This is a genomic window from Rhizobium sp. CC1099 (genome assembly GCF_029714385.1).
Lineage (GTDB): Bacteria > Pseudomonadota > Alphaproteobacteria > Rhizobiales > Rhizobiaceae > Rhizobium.
In genome coordinates this window covers 1,662,426-1,680,327 of record NZ_CP121641.1, presented here as the reverse complement: position 1 = coordinate 1,680,327, position 17,902 = coordinate 1,662,426, and the positions used below count along the sequence as shown (strand labels likewise).

The 17,902-nt window shown below is 59.7% G+C and carries 17 protein-coding genes; 6 read left to right on the top strand and 11 right to left on the bottom strand.

Annotated elements, in window-relative coordinates:
* Nucleotides 1–53: 53 nt before the first annotated feature.
* The 5 genes from tgt to coaD form a co-directional block, all read right to left on the bottom strand.
* Nucleotides 54–1,184, bottom strand: coding sequence for a tRNA guanosine(34) transglycosylase Tgt (gene tgt, locus QA644_RS08625; RefSeq protein WP_283071985.1), 1,131 nt, complete (start codon nucleotides 1,182–1,184; stop codon nucleotides 54–56).
* Nucleotides 1,181–2,266, bottom strand: coding sequence for a tRNA preQ1(34) S-adenosylmethionine ribosyltransferase-isomerase QueA (gene queA, locus QA644_RS08620; protein WP_239598825.1), 1,086 nt, complete (start codon nucleotides 2,264–2,266; stop codon nucleotides 1,181–1,183). The genes tgt and queA overlap by 4 nt, the downstream gene beginning before the upstream one ends.
* A gap of 71 nt (nucleotides 2,267–2,337) precedes the next feature.
* Nucleotides 2,338–2,847: a peptidylprolyl isomerase gene (locus QA644_RS08615; protein WP_039844879.1), complete on the bottom strand. Its 510-nt coding sequence runs from the start codon at nucleotides 2,845–2,847 to the stop codon at nucleotides 2,338–2,340.
* A gap of 24 nt (nucleotides 2,848–2,871) precedes the next feature.
* Complete coding sequence (locus QA644_RS08610) at nucleotides 2,872–3,438, bottom strand: peptidylprolyl isomerase (protein WP_074068111.1); 567 nt, start codon at nucleotides 3,436–3,438, stop codon at nucleotides 2,872–2,874.
* Between the two features lie 27 nt (nucleotides 3,439–3,465).
* Entirely contained in the window at nucleotides 3,466–3,960 is a 495-nt protein-coding gene (coaD, locus tag QA644_RS08605; protein WP_074068109.1) for a pantetheine-phosphate adenylyltransferase, read from the bottom strand.
* A gap of 182 nt (nucleotides 3,961–4,142) precedes the next feature.
* Here coaD and QA644_RS35145 point away from each other — a divergent pair, with 182 nt between their 5' ends.
* The 3 genes from QA644_RS35145 to QA644_RS08590 all read left to right on the top strand — a co-directional run bounded on the left by QA644_RS35145 (nucleotide 4,143) and on the right by QA644_RS08590 (nucleotide 4,783).
* Nucleotides 4,143–4,295 (top strand): hypothetical protein, encoded by a 153-nt coding sequence (locus tag QA644_RS35145; protein WP_246763310.1) that lies wholly within the window; start codon nucleotides 4,143–4,145, stop codon nucleotides 4,293–4,295.
* A 161-nt stretch (nucleotides 4,296–4,456) separates the two neighbouring features.
* Nucleotides 4,457–4,612 (top strand): hypothetical protein, encoded by a 156-nt coding sequence (locus tag QA644_RS08595; protein WP_022715592.1) that lies wholly within the window; start codon nucleotides 4,457–4,459, stop codon nucleotides 4,610–4,612.
* 33 nt (nucleotides 4,613–4,645) lie between these two features.
* Nucleotides 4,646–4,783, top strand: coding sequence for a hypothetical protein (locus QA644_RS08590; RefSeq protein ID WP_239598829.1), 138 nt, complete (start codon nucleotides 4,646–4,648; stop codon nucleotides 4,781–4,783).
* A gap of 200 nt (nucleotides 4,784–4,983) precedes the next feature.
* Here the strand turns inward: QA644_RS08590 and QA644_RS08585 are convergent, their stop codons facing one another.
* Complete coding sequence (locus tag QA644_RS08585; RefSeq protein ID WP_283071981.1) at nucleotides 4,984–5,184, bottom strand: hypothetical protein; 201 nt, start codon at nucleotides 5,182–5,184, stop codon at nucleotides 4,984–4,986.
* A gap of 365 nt (nucleotides 5,185–5,549) precedes the next feature.
* Nucleotides 5,550–8,333 carry a DNA gyrase subunit A gene (gene gyrA / locus QA644_RS08580; RefSeq protein WP_283071979.1) on the bottom strand — a complete coding sequence of 928 codons (2,784 nt, stop codon included), beginning with the start codon at nucleotides 8,331–8,333 and terminating at the stop codon, nucleotides 5,550–5,552.
* A gap of 225 nt (nucleotides 8,334–8,558) precedes the next feature.
* Between gyrA and QA644_RS08575 the strand changes: the two genes are divergently transcribed.
* The 3 genes from QA644_RS08575 (at nucleotide 8,559) to chrA (ending at nucleotide 11,567) form a co-directional block, all read left to right on the top strand.
* Nucleotides 8,559–9,191 (top strand): MarC family protein, encoded by a 633-nt coding sequence (locus QA644_RS08575; protein WP_283071977.1) that lies wholly within the window; start codon nucleotides 8,559–8,561, stop codon nucleotides 9,189–9,191.
* Between the two features lie 142 nt (nucleotides 9,192–9,333).
* On the top strand, nucleotides 9,334–10,149 hold the full coding sequence (locus QA644_RS08570; protein WP_074068102.1) for a sulfurtransferase/chromate resistance protein: 816 nt from the start codon (nucleotides 9,334–9,336) through the stop codon (nucleotides 10,147–10,149).
* Nucleotides 10,150–10,169: 20 nt separating this feature from the next.
* Nucleotides 10,170–11,567 (top strand): chromate efflux transporter, encoded by a 1,398-nt coding sequence (gene chrA, locus QA644_RS08565; RefSeq protein WP_283071975.1) that lies wholly within the window; start codon nucleotides 10,170–10,172, stop codon nucleotides 11,565–11,567.
* Nucleotides 11,568–11,862: 295 nt separating this feature from the next.
* Here the strand turns inward: chrA and QA644_RS08560 are convergent, their stop codons facing one another.
* The 4 genes from QA644_RS08560 to QA644_RS08545 are packed head-to-tail and all read right to left on the bottom strand — an operon-like array spanning nucleotide 11,863 to nucleotide 17,713.
* Complete coding sequence (locus QA644_RS08560; protein ID WP_283071974.1) at nucleotides 11,863–12,483, bottom strand: hypothetical protein; 621 nt, start codon at nucleotides 12,481–12,483, stop codon at nucleotides 11,863–11,865.
* Nucleotides 12,476–15,433, bottom strand: a complete 2,958-nt coding sequence (locus QA644_RS08555; protein WP_283071973.1) for a GIY-YIG nuclease family protein — start codon at nucleotides 15,431–15,433, stop codon at nucleotides 12,476–12,478. Before QA644_RS08555 ends, QA644_RS08560 begins: the two co-directional genes overlap by 8 nt.
* Nucleotides 15,423–17,069 carry an Eco57I restriction-modification methylase domain-containing protein gene (locus QA644_RS08550; protein ID WP_283071972.1) on the bottom strand — a complete coding sequence of 549 codons (1,647 nt, stop codon included), beginning with the start codon at nucleotides 17,067–17,069 and terminating at the stop codon, nucleotides 15,423–15,425. The genes QA644_RS08555 and QA644_RS08550 overlap by 11 nt, the downstream gene beginning before the upstream one ends.
* On the bottom strand, nucleotides 17,066–17,713 hold the full coding sequence (locus QA644_RS08545; RefSeq protein ID WP_283071970.1) for a DNA methyltransferase: 648 nt from the start codon (nucleotides 17,711–17,713) through the stop codon (nucleotides 17,066–17,068). Before QA644_RS08545 ends, QA644_RS08550 begins: the two co-directional genes overlap by 4 nt.
* Between the last annotated feature and the right edge of the window lie 189 nt (nucleotides 17,714–17,902).

The window sequence follows — 17,902 nt, the reverse complement described above, 5'->3', positions numbered from 1 at the left end:
TCGTCAGGCACGGCGCGCCCTGGCTCGCGCCGACAACCGGCAGACCATCGGCCTCAAGCGCGCTCGAGATCGCCCTTTGCCCATTCCTCCTGGGTTTCCGCCATGAAATCGGCGAAGCGACCCTCGGCAATCGCCGTGCGGATGCCCTGCATCAGTTCTTGATAGTAGCTGAGATTGTGCCACGAGAGCAGCATGCCGCCGAGCGCCTCGTTGGCGCGGACGAGATGGTGGAGATAAGCGCGCGAATAATCGCGCGAGGCCGGGCAATTCGACTGCTCGTCGAGCGGACGCAGATCCTCCGCGTGGCGAGCGTTGCGGATATTGACCCTGCCGCGGCGGGTAAAGGCCAGGCCATGGCGGCCGGAGCGGGTCGGCATCACGCAGTCGAACATGTCGATGCCGCGGGCAACCGATCTCAGGATATCGTCGGGCGTGCCTACGCCCATGAGGTAGCGCGGCTTTTCGCCGGGCAGCACCGGCAAAGTTTCCTCGAGCATCTTCAGCATGACGTCCTGCGGTTCGCCAACCGCAAGACCGCCGACCGCATAACCCTTGAGGTCAAGCTGTGCCAGCTCTTCGGCCGAGCGGATGCGGAGTGCGGGAATGTCACCGCCCTGCACGATGCCGAACATCGCCTTGCCCAGCTGGTTGCCGAAGGCGACCTTGCAGCGTTCAGCCCAGCGCAGCGAAAGCTCCATTGCGCGTTCAATCTCGCGCGGTTCAGCCGGAAGCGCCACGCATTCGTCAAGCTGCATCTGGATATCGGAGTCGAGCAGCCCCTGGATTTCGATCGAGCGCTCCGGCGACATGTGATGCAGGCTGCCGTCGACATGCGACTTGAAGGTGACGCCTTGCTCGTCGAGCTTGCGAAGACCTGAAAGTGACATGACCTGGAAGCCGCCGGAATCCGTCAGGATCGGATGTTCCCAGCGGATGAGGCTGTGTAGGCCGCCGAGGCGCGCCACGCGCTCTGCCGTCGGGCGCAGCATCAGGTGGTAGGTGTTGCCGAGAATGATGTCGGCGCCCGTTTCGCGAACCTGGTCGAGATACATGGCCTTGACGGTACCGACCGTGCCGACCGGCATGAAGGCGGGCGTGCGGATGGTGCCGCGCGGCATTGAGATTTCGCCGAGGCGGGCGCCTGCATCGGTCCTTCTGAGCGTGAACTGGAAATTCTCGGTCATCTGTCTTTCCGGAAAAGAAGGCTCGCATCCCCGTATGAATAGAAACGGTAACCTGTCGAAATGGCGTGTTTGTATGCCGCCTGCATGGTTTCGAAACCCGCAAAGGCCGAAACCAACATGAAGAGCGTCGAGCGCGGCAGGTGGAAATTGGTCATCAGGATATCGACTGCCTTGAAACGGTAGCCGGGCGTGATGAAGATGCCGGTGGCGCCCGCCCAGGCGCGGATTCCTCCATCGTCCGCGGTCGCGCTTTCGATCAGCCGTAGCGATGTCGTGCCGACACAAATGATGCGCCCGCCCCTCGCCTTGACGGCATTCAGCTTTGCCGCCGTCTCGGCGCTGACATAGCCGCTTTCGAGATGCATCTTGTGATCGTCAGTATCATCGGCCTTGACCGGCAGGAAGGTACCGGCGCCGACATGCAGCGTCACGAAATGGCGCTCGACGCCGGCCTTGTCGATTGCCTCAAAAAGTCGTGGCGTGAAATGCAGGCCGGCGGTGGGCGCTGCGACGGCACCTTCCTCGCGGGCATAGATCGTCTGGTAATCGGTGCGGTCGCGTTCGTCGTCCGGACGCTTGGCGGCGATGTAGGGCGGCAGCGGGATATGGCCGACGGAGGCGATTGCCTCGTCCAGCGCCGGGCCGGAAAGATCGAAGGCAAGGGTGACTTCACCGCCCTCGCCTTTCTCCTCGACGGTGCAATCGAGCTGGCCGAGGAAGCAGCTTTCACCGCCGTGGCCGAAGGCGATACGATCGCCGACCTTAATGCGTTTGCCGGGCTTGGAAAAAGCCTTCCAGCGGCTGGCGCCGACGCGCATATGCAATGTCGCCGAGACCTGCTGGCCGCCTGCCCCTTCACGATGGCGGACGCCCTCGAGCTGCGCGGGAATGACCTTGGTGTCATTGAAGACAAGCGCATCCCCTGCCCGCAGGAACGACGGCAGCTCGCTGACGGCATGGTCGCCGAGAGCCGGTTCAGCATGCGGATCGATGACGAGCAGGCGCGCGCTATCGCGTGGCTCGGCGGGCCGCAAGGCGATCCGTTCAGCCGGAAGGTCGAAATCGAAAAGGTCTACGCGCATCGGGCACTTTCAGGCAAAGCGAAACCCGCCCGGCGCCTTCGCGCAAGGGCGGGTTTCAGCAGAAATCACAATCAGGCGTCGGCGGCAACCCGCATCGAGACGATGGAGTCCGGATCGCTGACCGGTTCGCCCTTCTTGATCGTGTCGACCACATCCATGCCTTCGATGACCTGGCCCCAGACGGAGTATTGCTTGTTCAGCCACGGCGCATCGGTGAAGCAGATGAAGAACTGGCTGTTTGCCGAGTTCGGACTTTGCGAGCGCGCCATCGAGCAGGTGCCGCGGACATGCGGCGTCGCGGAGAATTCTGCCTTCAGGTCAGGCTTCGACGAGCCGCCCATGCCGGCGCGGCCCGGGTTGAAGTTCTCGCCGCCCTTCTTGCCGAACTGGACGTCGCCGGTCTGTGCCATGAAGTCAGGGATGACCCGGTGGAAGACGACACCGTCATAGGCCTTTTCGCGAGAAAGCTCCTTAATCCGGGCGACATGCTCGGGGGCCACCTGCGGCAGCAGCTGGATGACAACCTTGCCCTTGGTGGTTTCCAGGATAACGGTGTTTTCCGGATCCTTGATCTCGGCCATTTTCATTCTCCTCTTTTCACTAAATCACTTGCCGGCGGTAACTTTGACCATGCGGTCGGGATCGGTCACTTCGCCGTTTTGGCCGGCGCCGCGCTTGATCTTGTCGACGTTTTCCATGCCGGAGACGACCTTGCCGACCACCGTGTACTGGCCGTTCAGGAAGGAGCCGTCCGCGAACATGATGAAGAACTGCGAGTTTGCCGAATTCGGATCCTGGGCACGCGCCATGCCCACCGTGCCGCGAACGAACGGCTTCTTGGAGAATTCGGCCGGAATGTTCGGCAGATCGGAGCCGCCGGTGCCCGCAAGGCTCGGATCGTAGCCCTTCGACATATTGCCGTACTGCACGTCGCCGGTCTGCGCCATGAAGCCGTCGATGACGCGGTGGAAGGCCACGTTGTCATAGGCCCCCTTCTTCGCCAGCGCCTCGATCTGCGCTACGTGCTTGGGAGCCGCGTCCGGCATCAGCTGGATCACGACGGGACCATCCTTGAGTTGGATCGTCAACGTGTGGTCGGCCTGGGCAAACACGTCGCCAACGAAGGAGGCGAGGTAAAGCACGCCGGCAAATGCAATATAGAAAAGTTTCATGTGAGCTCCGTTGCGGCGGAAAACGCCTCAAGATTTGCGCTTGGATCGAAGGGCCTTCAAAACGGCGGCCGGCACAAAGGCGCTGACGTCGCCGCCCATGGCCGCGATTTGACGGACCAATGTGGCGGTAATGGGCCGTGAGGCCGTCCCTGCCGGCAGAAAGATGGTCTGCACATCCGGTGCCATCTGCCGATTCATGCCCGCCATCTGCATTTCGTAGTCGAGGTCGGTGCCATCACGAAGGCCGCGGATGAGCAGCGCCGCGCCATGCATGCGCGCGGCATCTACGACCAGATTGTCGAAGGAGACGACAGAGATGCTGCCGCTTTTCTGCGGCATGGCATCGGCAAGCGCGTTTCGGATCAGCTCCGCCCTCTCCTCGAATGAAAACAGCGGCGCCTTGCCGGGGTGGATGCCGATCGCAACGATCACTCTTTCGGCGATGTTCAGCGCCTGGACGAGCACGTCCAGGTGTCCGTTGGTGAGCGGGTCGAAGGACCCCGGATAAAAAGCAGTCGTCATAGGACCCGGCCGTTTTGTTCGATGCCTTTTGTCATGGATACCCGCATCCCGCAAGTCATTTGCCGCCCTGCTGAACGGTCGATGAATGCCGCGTTCAACGCGGTTTCAGATGCGGTACGCATAATCGGAAACAGCAACGCAGCCGATGCCACCCGCATCGGACACTTCCGAAAGATATCGACATGCTGATCCTGCTTCTCGCCCTTGCCGTCGTTCTCTCCCTGCTTGCGGAGCTGGCATATGGCTACCTGCAGGACCGCTATACGATGCGCTGGGTGCGCGCCGAAGTCAGCGAGCATCACGCCATCATGCGGCAGCTCGGAAGGGCGCGTTGAGACCTGCTCCCGAATCTGAACGCCAGATGAACAAGGCATTCAAGGTCGCTTCAGACCGGGCTTGCTAAACGACACGCCAACATCCGCCGGAACCATTTTCAGACGGATACGTTCACTTAACCGAAGCGTAGATGCGATACGCTGCACGAAGGGAAAACAAGATGCCCGATAAGATTACCATCATCAATGTATTCTGGATGGCAATGATCACGGGAATGCTTACCGCAACTGTCGCACTCTATGACCAGAAGACCGATACGTCCAAGGTATATGGTCCTTATGCTTCGGCCCGCACGGCCATCATAAGCCAGTACTGAGGAACGTGAACGCAACTTCGGAAAGGACTGCCCATGTTCACGATCTTGACTGTTCTTACCGCTCTCATCAGCGTCATGTTCATCGTGTCTGTGGCGTCAACCGTTTCCGCGCTTCGCCGCGAAAGCGAAGAAGTGAAGGCGTTCAGCGAGAAGAAGCACAGCACTTTCTGAGTTGAGTTCCCCTGCCCTTGAGCGCCTTCCCCTCCAGCGCTCGGGGCCATTCAAAAAGCCGGACGCCGTCCCCGCGTCCGGCTTTTTCTTTGGATGGTTTCAGGCCGACCGCCAGGCTAGGCAGCCGCTTTTGCGGAAACGCAGCACCATCAAGACACCGGAAGCGTAGGGCCTGCGCACACAATCAGGACTGCCGCCGGTCACGACGCGAATGCAGTGCCCCAGCCCAGGATCTTCACGCTCTCCGGCAGCGCGACCGGTCCCTCACCCGGCGGACGGAAGACCATGGCGCCGGGGCATCGCCGATCGCGATGAAGACGGCTGCAGACAGCAGGACGACCGTTGCGACGATTGATTCCTGCAAATGCCCCCGTTTTCGCGATCCGCGAAGCCACTGCCATGGGCGCCTTCCTTGTTGGAAGGCGAATATATACTCGACGCAGGGATCAGCAATCGGCTGTCGCGCAGCAATTTGTGCGAGAGCGGCAATCTTCACCGAGACAAGCAGCCTGTCGCTTTCAAACCCAGTACGCGGGAACCGCGATCAGCTCGCCGGGCGGTGGCCTCTGATCGGCCTGCCGCACCGTGAACGACGCCACGATGTCGTCAATGCCGACAATTTCGCGGGATCGTGCCTCGTGCTTTGGCAATATCCGAAAGAATGTGGGTGAAACGATCTTAGCGCGGCGGTGCGAACATCGGATTTGCGCATAAAAAACCGGGCGGCAGGGGCCGCCCAGTTCTCAACCAAAGCCTAGTTGAATTATTATTCCGTTGCAGGTGGCGCCTCACCGCTCTCGATCGGCGTTTCGTTGACGATCTCGCCAACCTCCTCGCCGTCATCTTCCGGCTCGCTGATGCGCTCGACGGAGACGACCTTTTCATCCTTGGCGGTCGAGAAGATCGTCACGCCCTTGGTGGCGCGGCTGGCGATGCGGATACCGCCGACCGGGACGCGGATCAGCTGCCCGCCATCCGAGACCAACATGATCTGGTCGCCCTCGTCGACCGGGAATGCGGCGACGAGTTCGCCGATCTCGCTCGTCTTGGAGGTATCGGTGGCGCGAATGCCCTTGCCGCCGCGGCCGGAGATGCGGAAGTCGTAGGAAGACGACCGCTTGCCGAAGCCCTTCTGTGATACTGTCAGCACGAACTGTTCGCGTGCCTTCAGTTCCTCGTAGCGCTCGTCTGTCAGCAGTCCCTCTTCGGTGACTTCCTCGCCGACCAGGGCGATATCCTCCTCGTCGACGCCCGTGGCGCGGCGTTCGACAGCGGAACGCTTGAGGTAAGCAGCACGCTCCCAAGGTTCGGCATCGACATGGCCGACGATAGTCATCGAGATGATGCGGTCGCCATTGCCAAGGTTGATGCCGCGCACGCCAATCGAATTGCGGCCCGCAAAGACACGGACATCATCGACCTGGAAGCGGATGCACTGGCCGAGCGCCGTCGTCAACAGAACGTCGTCATGTTCGGTGCAGGTCTCGACGGAGAGGATTTCATCGCCCTCCTCCTCGAGCTTCATGGCGATCTTGCCGTTACGGTTTACCTGGACAAAATCTGACAGCTTGTTGCGGCGAACCGTGCCGCGTGTCGTCGAGAACATGACGTCGAGGCTTTCCCAGCTCTCCTCGTCCTCCGGCAAAGGCAGGATCGTGGTGATGCGTTCGCCAGGTGCCAGCGGCAGCATGTTGATCAGCGCCTTGCCCCGAGACGTCGGGGTGCCGATCGGTAGGCGCCAGACCTTTTCCTTGTAGACGATGCCGCGCGAGGAGAAGAAAAGGACTGGCGTGTGGGTATTGACCACGAATAGCCGGCTAACGAAATCCTCGTCGCGCGTCGTCATGCCGGAGCGGCCCTTGCCGCCGCGGCGCTGGGCGCGATAGGTCGTCAGCGGCACGCGCTTGATATAGCCGAGGTGCGAAACGGTAACGACCATGTCCTCGCGGGCAATAAGGTCCTCGTCGTCCATTTCGAGGCCGCCGTCGACGATCTCGGTGCGGCGCGGCGTGCCGAATTCGTCGCGAACCGATGTCAGCTCGTCTTTGACGATCGTCTGGATGCGGACGCGGGACGACAGGATGTCGAGATAATCCTTGATCTCGTCGCCGATCTTGTTGAGTTCGTCGCCGATTTCATCGCGGCCGAGCGCTGTCAGGCGGGCAAGGCGGAGCTCGAGGATTGCCCGCGCCTGCTCTTCCGAGAGATTATAGGTCATATCCTCGTTGATACGATGGCGCGGATCGTCGATGAGGCGGATCAGGCTTTCAACATCTTCCGCGGGCCAGCGGCGCGTCATCAGCTCTTCGCGCGCGGACTGCGGATCGGGCGCCTGGCGGATGACGCGGATCACTTCATCGATATTGGCGACCGCAATCGCGAGACCCACCAAGACATGCGCACGTTCGCGCGCCTTGCGAAGAAGGAATTTCGTTCTCCGGCTAACGACCTCCTCGCGGAAGAAGATGAATGCGCGGAGCATATCGAGCAGGTTCATCTGTTCGGGCTTGCCGCCGTTCAGCGCCACCATGTTGCAGCCGAAGGAGGTCTGCAGCGGCGTGTAGCGGTAAAGCTGGTTCAGGATGACTTCGGCATTGGCATCGCGTTTCAGCTCGATGACGACGCGATAGCCCTGGCGGTCGGATTCGTCGCGGAGATCGGAGATGCCCTCGATGCGCTTTTCGCGCACCAGCTCGGCCATTTTCTCGATCATCGTAGCCTTGTTCACCTGATACGGGATCTCGGTGATGATGATCTGCTCGCGGTCGCCACGCATCGGCTCGATCGCGGCAACGCCGCGCATGATCACGGAACCACGGCCGGTTTCATAAGCCGAGCGGATGCCGGCGCGGCCAAGGATTTTCGCACCAGTCGGAAAATCCGGACCGGGAATGATCTGCATGAGCTCCGGCAGTTCGATCGCTGGATCATCGATCAGCGCGATGCAGCCGTTGATGACTTCGGTCAGGTTGTGCGGCGGAATATTGGTCGCCATACCGACGGCAATGCCGCCTGCCCCGTTGACCAGAAGGTTCGGGAATTTCGCGGGCACCACGACGGGCTCTGAGAGCGTGCCGTCGTAATTGTCGCGGAAGTCGACCGTTTCCTTGTCGAGGTCGTCGAGCAGAGAATGGGCCGCCCTTTGCAGACGGCATTCCGTGTAACGTTCGGCCGCCGGCGGGTCTCCGTCGACGGAGCCGAAATTGCCCTGGCCGTCGATCAGCGGCAGGCGGAGCGACCAATCCTGCGCCATACGGGCGAGCGCGTCGTAGATCGCGGCATTGCCGTGCGGATGGTATTTACCCATCACGTCACCGGTGACGCGGGCGCATTTGACGTATTTTTTGTTCCAGTCGATGCCGAGCTCTGACATCCCATAGAGGATGCGCCGGTGCACAGGCTTGAGGCCGTCGCGCACGTCCGGAAGCGCGCGGCTGACGATGACGCTCATCGCGTAATCGAGATAGGACCGCTGCATTTCCTCCATGATGGAGATGGGCTCGATGCCCGGCGGGAGCTTCCCGCCACCTGGGGGTGTTTGTTCAGTCAAAACAGATCACGATCTCTTTGTAGAATCACTGAAAGATTTATAGCGGAAAGGCTTGCCCGGCGCCAATTTGAGCCGCGGTTTTGAACAGACTTTGCGGCGGAAGGGCGGCAATCAAGCGATTTCGACCGCTTTTAGCGCCGGCCCGCCGCCCGTCATTTGCCAAATGGAAAACCTCGCTTCACAATCGCGAATAATCGAGCCTTCATATGGCGTTCCGGAGAGACGATGGCAAGCGCCGACCAATTGATCAACGCTTTCACGACGCTGCTCGTCACGATCGATCCTCCCGGACTTGTGCCGATCTTTCTGGGACTGACCAGCGGCATGAGCCGCAGCCAGCGCAAGCAGGTGGCGCTGCGCAGCTCCGTCATCGCTTTCATCATCCTCGCCATCTTTGCGCTGTTCGGCGCAAGCGTGCTCGGGGTGCTCGGCATTTCCATCGGCGCCTTCCGCATCGCCGGCGGGCTGCTGCTCTTCTGGATCGCCTTCGAAATGGTGTTCGAGAGACGGCAGGACCGCAAGGAAAAGACCAGCGAAGTGGCGATCACCAAGGATCACATCCAGAATATCGCGGTCTTTCCGCTCGCCCTTCCTCTCATTGCCGGTCCGGGCGCGATCTCGGCGACAATCCTGCTTGCGGGCTCGCTGCCGACCTCCGTCGAGCGCGCGCAGCTTCTCATCGTCATTGCCGGCAATCTTCTCTTGATGCTGGCTGCGCTGCTGATCGCCGACCGCCTCGACCGCTTCCTCGGCGTGACCGGCCGGGCGATCCTCACCCGCCTGCTCGGCGTCATCCTGGCGGCACTTGCAGCACAGTTCGTCGTGGACGGCGTGAAGGCCGCGATGGCTATCAGTTGAAAAGTGCGCCGCCGCAAGGCACACCAACAGCGCTTGACTTCCCGCGGGCCTGCAGCACATGATTGGGTCTGGGGTCGCGATCACCCCACGAGGCGACAGCTGAAGTATCGCGTCCGATAACCCGTACAACGGAGGACGCGTCATGCCGTCATTTCTGGAAATTTCATCCGACAAGCTCAACCGCATCATCGGAACGCCGAATGTGCCCGTCATTATCGACGTCCGCACGGCCGAGGATTTTGCCGCCGACCCACGGCTCGTCCCGGGGTCGATCCGGCGCAGCCACACCGATGTCAGTGAATGGAGCCACGAGGTTGCCGGCACGGCTGTCATCGTGTGCCAGAGGGGGCAAAAGCTCAGTCATGGCGTGGCCGCCTATCTTCGCCATTTCGGAACGGACGCGGAAGTTCTCGAAGGAGGATTCGAGGCGTGGCTGCAGGCCGGTGGCCAGGTGGTGCCCTATGTCAAGCTGCCGGCGCGTGACCCGCAGGGCCGTACGGTCTGGGTGACGCGGGCCCGTCCCAAGATCGACCGGATCGCCTGCCCCTGGCTGATCAAGCGTTTCGTCGATCCCAATGCCGTCTTCCTGTTCGTTCCGGCATCGGAAGTGCCGGCCGTCGCCGACCGTTTTGGCGCGACGCCTTTCGATATCGAGGACGTTTTCTGGAGCCATCGCGGCGAGCGCTGCACCTTTGACGTGATGATCGAGGAATTCAATCTCACTTCCAAACCACTGCTGCATCTCGCCACCATTATTCGCGGCGCTGATACTGCCAGGCTCGATCTCGCGCCGGAAGCAGCCGGCCTGCTCGCCGCTTCGCTCGGACTTTCGCGGATGTTCACAGATGACCTGCAGCAGCTCGACGCCGGTCTGACGCTCTATGACGCGTTTTACCGCTGGTGCCGCGACGCCACCGACGAGACCCATAATTGGCCCAACCCGAGGCGGGCGCCGTGATGTGGCCGAAGTAAATGGATATGGAACGGGACGCCCCGGCGAGCCGCGACATAGTCCCTCTTGGTGAGGCGGCGAAAGTGTGGGCAAGAGTTGCGGCGCTCAGTTTCGGCGGACCGGCGGGACAGATCGCCGTCATGCACCGCATCGTCGTCGACGAAAAACGATGGATCGGCGAACATCGCTTCCTGCATGCGCTCAACTACTGCATGCTGCTTCCGGGGCCAGAGGCCCATCAGTTGGCGATCTATATCGGCTGGCTGCTCAACAGGACGATTGGCGGCCTGATCGCCGGAGCTCTGTTCGTGCTTCCGGGGTTCATCTCCATCCTTGGGCTGAGCTACGTCTATGCCGCCTATGGAAACGTAAGCTATATCGCCGGTCTGTTCTTCGGCCTGAAGGCCGCGGTGCTGGCGGTCGTGCTGCACGCGGTGTTCCGGATCGGAAGCAGAGCGCTTAAAAACAACGTGATGATAGGCATCGCTGCCGCCGCTTTCATCGCGATCTTCTGCCTCCACGTCCCGTTCCCGCTGATCATCATCACAGCTGGCATCGTTGGCTTCCTCGGCGGCCGCGCGGGATCGCCCTTGTTCGAGGTGGGCGGCGGACACAAAGGCGGTTCGGGCGATATCCTCGAAGATCGCGATTCCCTCCTCGGCGAAGATACACCACTCCATGCCCGGCCGAACCTCGCCTGGTCGCTGCGGGTGTCCGGCAGCCTTGCGGCTGCCTGGCTTCTACCAGTCGCGTTGTTACTGGTGACGGTGGGATCCGGCAGTGTCTTCTCGCAGGTCGGGCTGTTCTTCAGCCAAATGGCTGTCGTGACATTCGGCGGCGCTTACGCGGTCCTTGCCTATGTCGCTCAGGAAGCGGTCCAGCATTTCGGATGGCTGAAACCGGGGGAAATGCTGGATGGTCTCGGCATGGCCGAGACAACCCCGGGACCGTTGATCAGCGTCGTCCAGTTCGTCGGCTTCATGGCCGCCTATAGGAACCCCGGGCCGCTCGATCCAATGCTCGCTGCCACACTTGCCGCCGTCCTGACGACATGGGTGACCTTCATTCCGAGCTTCCTCTGGATCTTCCTCGGAGCGCCGTTCATCGAAAGGCTGCGCGGCGACCCTGCGCTGACCGGAGCGATGTCAGCCATCACGGCAGCGGTCGTTGGCGTGATCCTGAACCTTGCGATCTGGTTCGGCGTCCATGTGCTTTTTGCCGACGTGCGCACTGCCTCATGGGGACAAGTTTCAATCGATGTCCCAGTTCCAGCCTCGCTCATCTGGCCGTCGCTGGTACTAACGGTGCTTGCCGCCTTAGCGATTTTTCACCTGAAGCTTTCGGTGATTACGACGCTGGCGATTTGCGCTGCAATCGGCGTCGCATGGACCATTCTGACAGGTTTCGGCGCAATCGCGCCGTAACCGCCGGAACATCGTTCGCGCCGAATGCTTATGCGGAAAAACACCAAAAAAACCGCTGACAAGCAGCGGTTCTTAACAAGAGGTGCTTCTTCTCAGAACGGTAATAGGGAATGAAACTGTAAACTGAGAGAGAGAATACCAACAATATCAGTTTTCTAAAGGAACAATCATCACGATGTTCCGATAAAATGTAAATATATGATCCGATTCTAGGCCAAAACGGGCCTGTAGTTTACAAACGGCTAAGACCGGGCGTGAAGGCTGTGCATACAGCCGATCCCTGACCTGCGCCCTGCTACCTGGTAGGGTTGAAGTAGAGGGGCACGATCAAATGCCGGACCTGGAAGTCCCGTCCCGTATTAACGTGCGTGTGGACCGATCGCCGGAACAGTCCTTGTGTTATGGCGCCGTCAAACCTGACATCCTTCCGTGCGACAGAGAGCCTTGACTGGTATTCTGAAAGAACGAGATCCGCCCTCGCTCCGAAGCAGTAGATGATCATCTCCCCGGCATCCTGACCCGCAATTCCTGTGCTGTATCTGCGGTCGAGCTGTTCGAACCCTGCTAGCAGCCAGTCGTAGTCCTTGTGTTTCTTGGCCTCGGCGATCCAAAGGAAATCGTCTCGGGCCTCGACGACGATGTCGCAGTGGCCGCCATACTGCGTGTCGTGCGCGGCCTGGAAGCCCATCGCCTTCAGCGACGTGACGATCTCTACAGTCAGGGTGTCCTCGCCCATCGCCTGCCGGACGTGACTTGTCTTCACGAACTCCTGAGCCACCCAATCCACTGCCCGCTCGACCAGTGTCAGGCGCTGCTCATGTGCAGTCGCCATAATCATGTCGAGCATTATCTGAGCAGGGGTCGAGTGGCTTAGCGAAGCCTTGATAAACGCGATAGAATCCTTCAGATCAGGCATCTGTGAGCTCACGTTGCAACTCTTCGGTCGGCGCGAAGAACGGTATGACACGGGATTCGAAATCTGGAACTAACGCCCCGGTTTCCGGATGTCTCAGCATTCCAGTCCGTCGCGCCTCCGCGAAGTCCTCGAGCGAGAGCTCATACTCGGTATTGTCTTCGTCGACGAGCATGGCATGCACCTGCAACACCGCGGTCCTGGATCCAGTCAGCAGGTTCACAGCAGCAAGGACATCCGTGTCGATAGCTTCCCTGCCCGCCGCCTGAGAGAGCGTCGTGAAGGTGAGGAACTTAAGTTGATCGAGCGGCCTGGATGCTAGGAAGTCGATGATATCAAGGCACACCGAGCCAACCGGGAGTCCGCCCCAGTTGCTTCGATATACCTCCCTGATCTCGTCAAGAGTCACGTCCGGCTCAATCGCCACAACGGTGTCGTAGAGACCGTAGTGCCTCAACCCTTCATGGCTCTCGATACCCGTGTAGCGTAGCGAAGCATCTTCATATCGGCGGAAAGCGAAGACGGCTTCGTTCATCCGCTCGGTATTGAACACCTTCAATCTCACTAGGAGGTGGAAATCGGCGACGGTCAAACCAGTCACAGTCCGGAAAAGGTCCGGCTCGATCTTGGTGATAACATCCTGAAGCGTGTTTTCGCGGAAGTCCGTGAGATACATGAAGGCCGGGATGCGGGTGGCGAATTTGATGAGCTTTTCCTGGACGAGCTTGCGCTTGGATTTATATTCCTTTTCCTCGTCGCTTAGCTCTTTCTTCTCTTTTGCGGTAAGCTCGCCTTCCTTCGCCTTGTTCTTGAGCTCCTTGACCTTATCGCTCTTGTTGATGATCGTTTCGATGATGTTGTCGCCAAGTGCCCGCCAGCCCTCGATACGCTCGACGGCTGCCATCGCATCGGGATGATTGAGAACTCGGGCGAGCGTGGCGTTGTCCACGTTCACCAGTAGCGCCGATTCCCACTTGCGGGCAAGCAACGTCGCCGAAGTGCCTGCCATCGCAATGTCCAGAATGCCGCCCGCGTCGATCTGCGTCATGTTCGCGCCGTCATAGGCCAGCACTGGCAGGAATGAGACAAGCTCCCGCACGGCATTTTCCGGATTCGGTTCGCCCGGAGAAAGACCGATGCCATATTCCGACAACTGCCGCAGCGCGCGTGTCGGCGCGAAGTCGAACACGAAGCAAACGGGCTTGAGGATTTCTTCCTCATTCGGGTTGTCGCCGTTGGGATTCTTGATCGACCAGGGCGATTGCACCCGGAACGCCGCCTGAAAGTAAGTCTCCGGAGATTTCAGATTGCGCAGCATCAGGATCGAGGACCACTGCGCCACCGTTACGCCAGTGGTCAGCTTGCCACAGGAAAGTATGATGGTCTTCGTATCGAAACCGCTGCCGACAGCCTGCCGGACGGGCGGCAAGGCTTCGAGTCCGATCCCCGCCGATGTTCCCGCCGCGACGATCACCCTGTAATCGTGCCAGAAGGCATTCTGCCGTTCCGCCAGCAGGTTCGCCATCGCGTGGCAGGCGGCGACGTTGGGCAGGAACCAGAATGAATGTTGCAGGTAGGGAAGCAGCCGGACGTCCGAATAGGGAAATGGTGGCCGCGTGCCAGATTTCAGGCTGTCTACCGCTTGCGGTGCATGACCGCCCCGAATGATGTCGAGCCATTTCTGCACATCGGTCTTGTGCCTGAATGTCGCCGTTTCGCCTGTGCCGCGGGCGGCAAAGAAGGCGTTGAGGTCAAATTCATCGAACTCCCCGGCACTGGCGATCGCAAGCAACTCATCGGGCATCTGATAGGTTAGCAGCCGCATTTGTGGCAGTGCACCATAGGGGTTGCGCTTTCCGGGATTCTTCTCGGCAAACTCTGCCTTGGCGCGCTGTTCGTCCGTATAGGTCCAGTTGAATATCTGTTCCTCAATGAACTCGCCCGTTGCCAGCGCCTTGAACGGTGTGCCGGAGAGATATAGATAGGCGCGCGTGGTGATGGGTAGAAACTCCACTTCACTCTCTGAAAGCACGCCAAGCTCTTCGTTCATCTCATCCAGATCGGCAGCATATTCGAGACTGGTTTCTTTCCTAGCGACCGCTGCATCTTCGCCCTCGAACAGTTCCTTGGCCGTGTCGCGCCATGCTCCGAAATGGTATTCATCGAACGCCACGAGGTCCCAGTTGATCGAGTGAATCCATTCGTTGCGCGGCTTGATATTGCCCGCCTTATCCCGTCCAAGAAGGTCCTGGAACGAGGCGAAATAGACCAGCGGCGTTGCTGCCGCGACACCGCGCGGGTCGCCAGCCGCGTTCTGCGACATGTATCGCCAGCCGTCGAAATCGACGTGCGATTCAAGGTCGGTCTGCCAGGCATCTTCCACGGCGGGCTTGAAGGTCAGCACCAGCACCCGCTTCGCATTCAGCTTCTTGGCAAGCTGATAAGTCGTGAAGGTCTTGCCGAAACGCATCTTGGCGTTCCAGAGGAAACGCGGAACGGCGTTTGCGTCCTGCTGCCAGCGGGATTGAAAATAGGCATAGGTCTGTTCCACCGCCGCCGCCTGTTCATCGCGCGGCGGAAAGGTTTCGTGGTGCGTGCCTGTGAATATCTGCCCCGTGCGCAGTTCGGTCAGCACGGTTTTCACATCGGCGACCGTGCATTTCACCCATTCCAGCATCGGGTTGGCGAAACCCTTGCGCCTGAGCGCATCGCGCACGTCATGATCGGTGATGATGCCGCTGTCGTCGCGCTCGGCGGCTTCGTCGAGCTCGATGGTGTAATTGGTGATCGCGGCGGTCTTGAGCTGTTCAGCTACACGTTGCTTCACGTCGCGCGTCGTCTGGCCGACCTTGAGTAACCCGGCATGCGCTGCGTCGGCGATGGCATAGGCATAGATGCGCGGACGCGCTTCCGGCTTAGGAGTGAGGATTTCCTCGATGGTCTTATTCGTCATCGTCCACGCCGACTTGATCAAACAAATTGTTCGTTAAATCCATTGGGCGGACGATTTTCTCGACGAACGCAATTTCCTCGTTGGTGAGGCCGTACTTCGTGTATAGGGCGGCATCCGTCCACTGCTTCGTCCAATCTTGCTTTGGCACGGAAGCATACACCTTGCTTGTGACATGCTGAGAGGGCTTGCGCAGAAGCACCAGCAGGCGGGTCAAGCGACAGGAAAGATAGGACAAGACGCTCTGGGCTTCGCTCTTGGATTCGAGCGGGCCAATGCAGAGGTAGGTCTCAGACGAGATGCTGCCTGGCTCGCCGACAAACGGCGTGCTGATGATCCGATGCGGGTAGGTGTCCTTGTTGCCAGTGCCAGGGGCCGCGTAGCTAACGAAAATCTTCCACTGATCTATGAGGTCAGTACCACTGGTAATAGAGTTTCTCGCAGCGTACCCTATTCCACCGTTTTGATAGACTAACACGTCGCCAGCACGCTTGGTTGCTTTGCCCTTGAACTTTGTTTCAAGACCGAACGGCTTTCGAGAACTAACCAATCGGTCGAAACGTTTGCTTTCGGGGAGTGAGAGCGATTGGGTTTGACCAGTCTCGACGGCGATGACCTTCCTGAGAATCGAGAGCCCTTCGTTGAAGCGGATGAAGACATCCGCACCTTCTTCCAGCAGCGGGCGCGTAGCCGAGGAAACGGGCCAATCTTTGAAACGGGTGGTCACACGACACTGGCCGGGGTTGTCGCGTTCCCAGAGTAAGTAGCACACGCCGCCCTTGAGGCCGACACCGGGGAAAACGTCCGCTGCGCTGAGGTAATCATTGATTTCGCGAAGTCGGTTATCTTTGAGCATCGCCTCGCGGAACTCGTCCAACCCTTTGCCACCAGCAAACCAACGGGAAGGAATAATCATGGACAAATAGCGCGGTTCGAGCTTCTTCGCCTGCTCTACGAACAACTGATAAATAGGCGCGGCGCTCGTACCAAATCCGCCATCGTCAAGCTGATACGGCGGATTGCCGATGATGACGTCAAATTGCATGTCGCCTCCGAAAAGCTCGCCCATGCGAGTCTTGATGTCGTTGGTGTGAATGAACGCATAGGCGTGGGTTTCCAATCCCCCGCCACGGCCAAGCGTCTCCTTGCTTGCGCCGCAAAATTCGCAATTCCCGTTGCTCCACGAGTGCTCGATCCGCTCGAACCAGATATTGCCTGCGTCGTTGGAAAAGCTCCTGGCGACAGAATGCTCGCCGTCCGCGTGCTTAGAGCAATACAAGCTTCGGCGCGCAAGCAGGCTGGTAAGCCGAGTGATGCCTATGCCGAATACCTGCCGGGTCAGGATATGATCCACCCGTGTTTGCAGATCGGGGATTTCCTCCGCCAGCCCGGTGATCAGCCGCGTGGTGATTTCCCGCAGGAACACACCGGACTTGGTGAACGGATCAAGGAAGCGAACCGAACTATCGGCCCACATATTCGCGCCATTGTTTTGCGCGGCCCACGACTTGGCCAGCGTGTCCAGCATTTGGTTGGCGAACGCGGGCGGCGTGAACACCTCGTCGTTAGAAAGGTTGGCGATGCAGGTCAGAACATCGGGGTTGCGGCCCCGCAGCGTAAATCCTGCCTGCTCGTTCATGCGGCTTCCCCCGAAACATCTCCGCCCGCCAGATCGCGCACCGTCACGGGAGGATATACTCTGGCTGGCGTAAATATTTCGTGCTTGCCGAGATGGGCGAACAGCGAGTCTTCCGCGCTGAAGCTCGCCATCCCTGTCAGCACATCGAGCCGGAAATCCCGCCGCTGGAATTTTCCCTTGCCGAGATAGCCCCATTCCACCACGCGGATGGGCGCGCCTTCCGTGTCGCGCATGGTCATGGCATCGCCATGAACGAGATTGAGCGACAGCACGAAGGACGCTGCGTGATAGAGTTCGTCCGACTCATCAAGATTCAGGTAGTCGGCGAACACTTCCAGCATGTTCGCGCGGCATTCGGCGATGTTGTCATCCAGCAGTTCGATCCCGTAGGCGCACATCAAGGCCAGCAGGGCATAGTGGCGTTTCTCGAAATCGGACTTGCCGAATTTCAACTCCACGGCCGCGAGCTTGCGTTGCAAAATGGGAACGAGAAAATTCCCACTGCCGCAGGCAGGCTCCAGAAAGCGGGAGTCGATCCGCTCGCTCTCGCCCTTGACGAGGTCGAGCATCTCTTCAACCAGCCAGGGCGGCGTGAATACCTCCCCGTGATCGGCAACGCGCTTTTTGGATTTGATAAGACTCACTGCAATACCCCCGATAGAAACAGCCTTTTAGACTCATTTGCGGCCTCCGGCGATAGATAACGCGACATGCCTCCATCACACCTAGAAGCAACTGCGGAGAGTCCTTGGCAACCCCGGCTCAAGCGGGTGATTAGATACGAGAACGTTAGTCCGGTCGTTCATCGGCCCGCACCTTGCTCGGCAACGAAG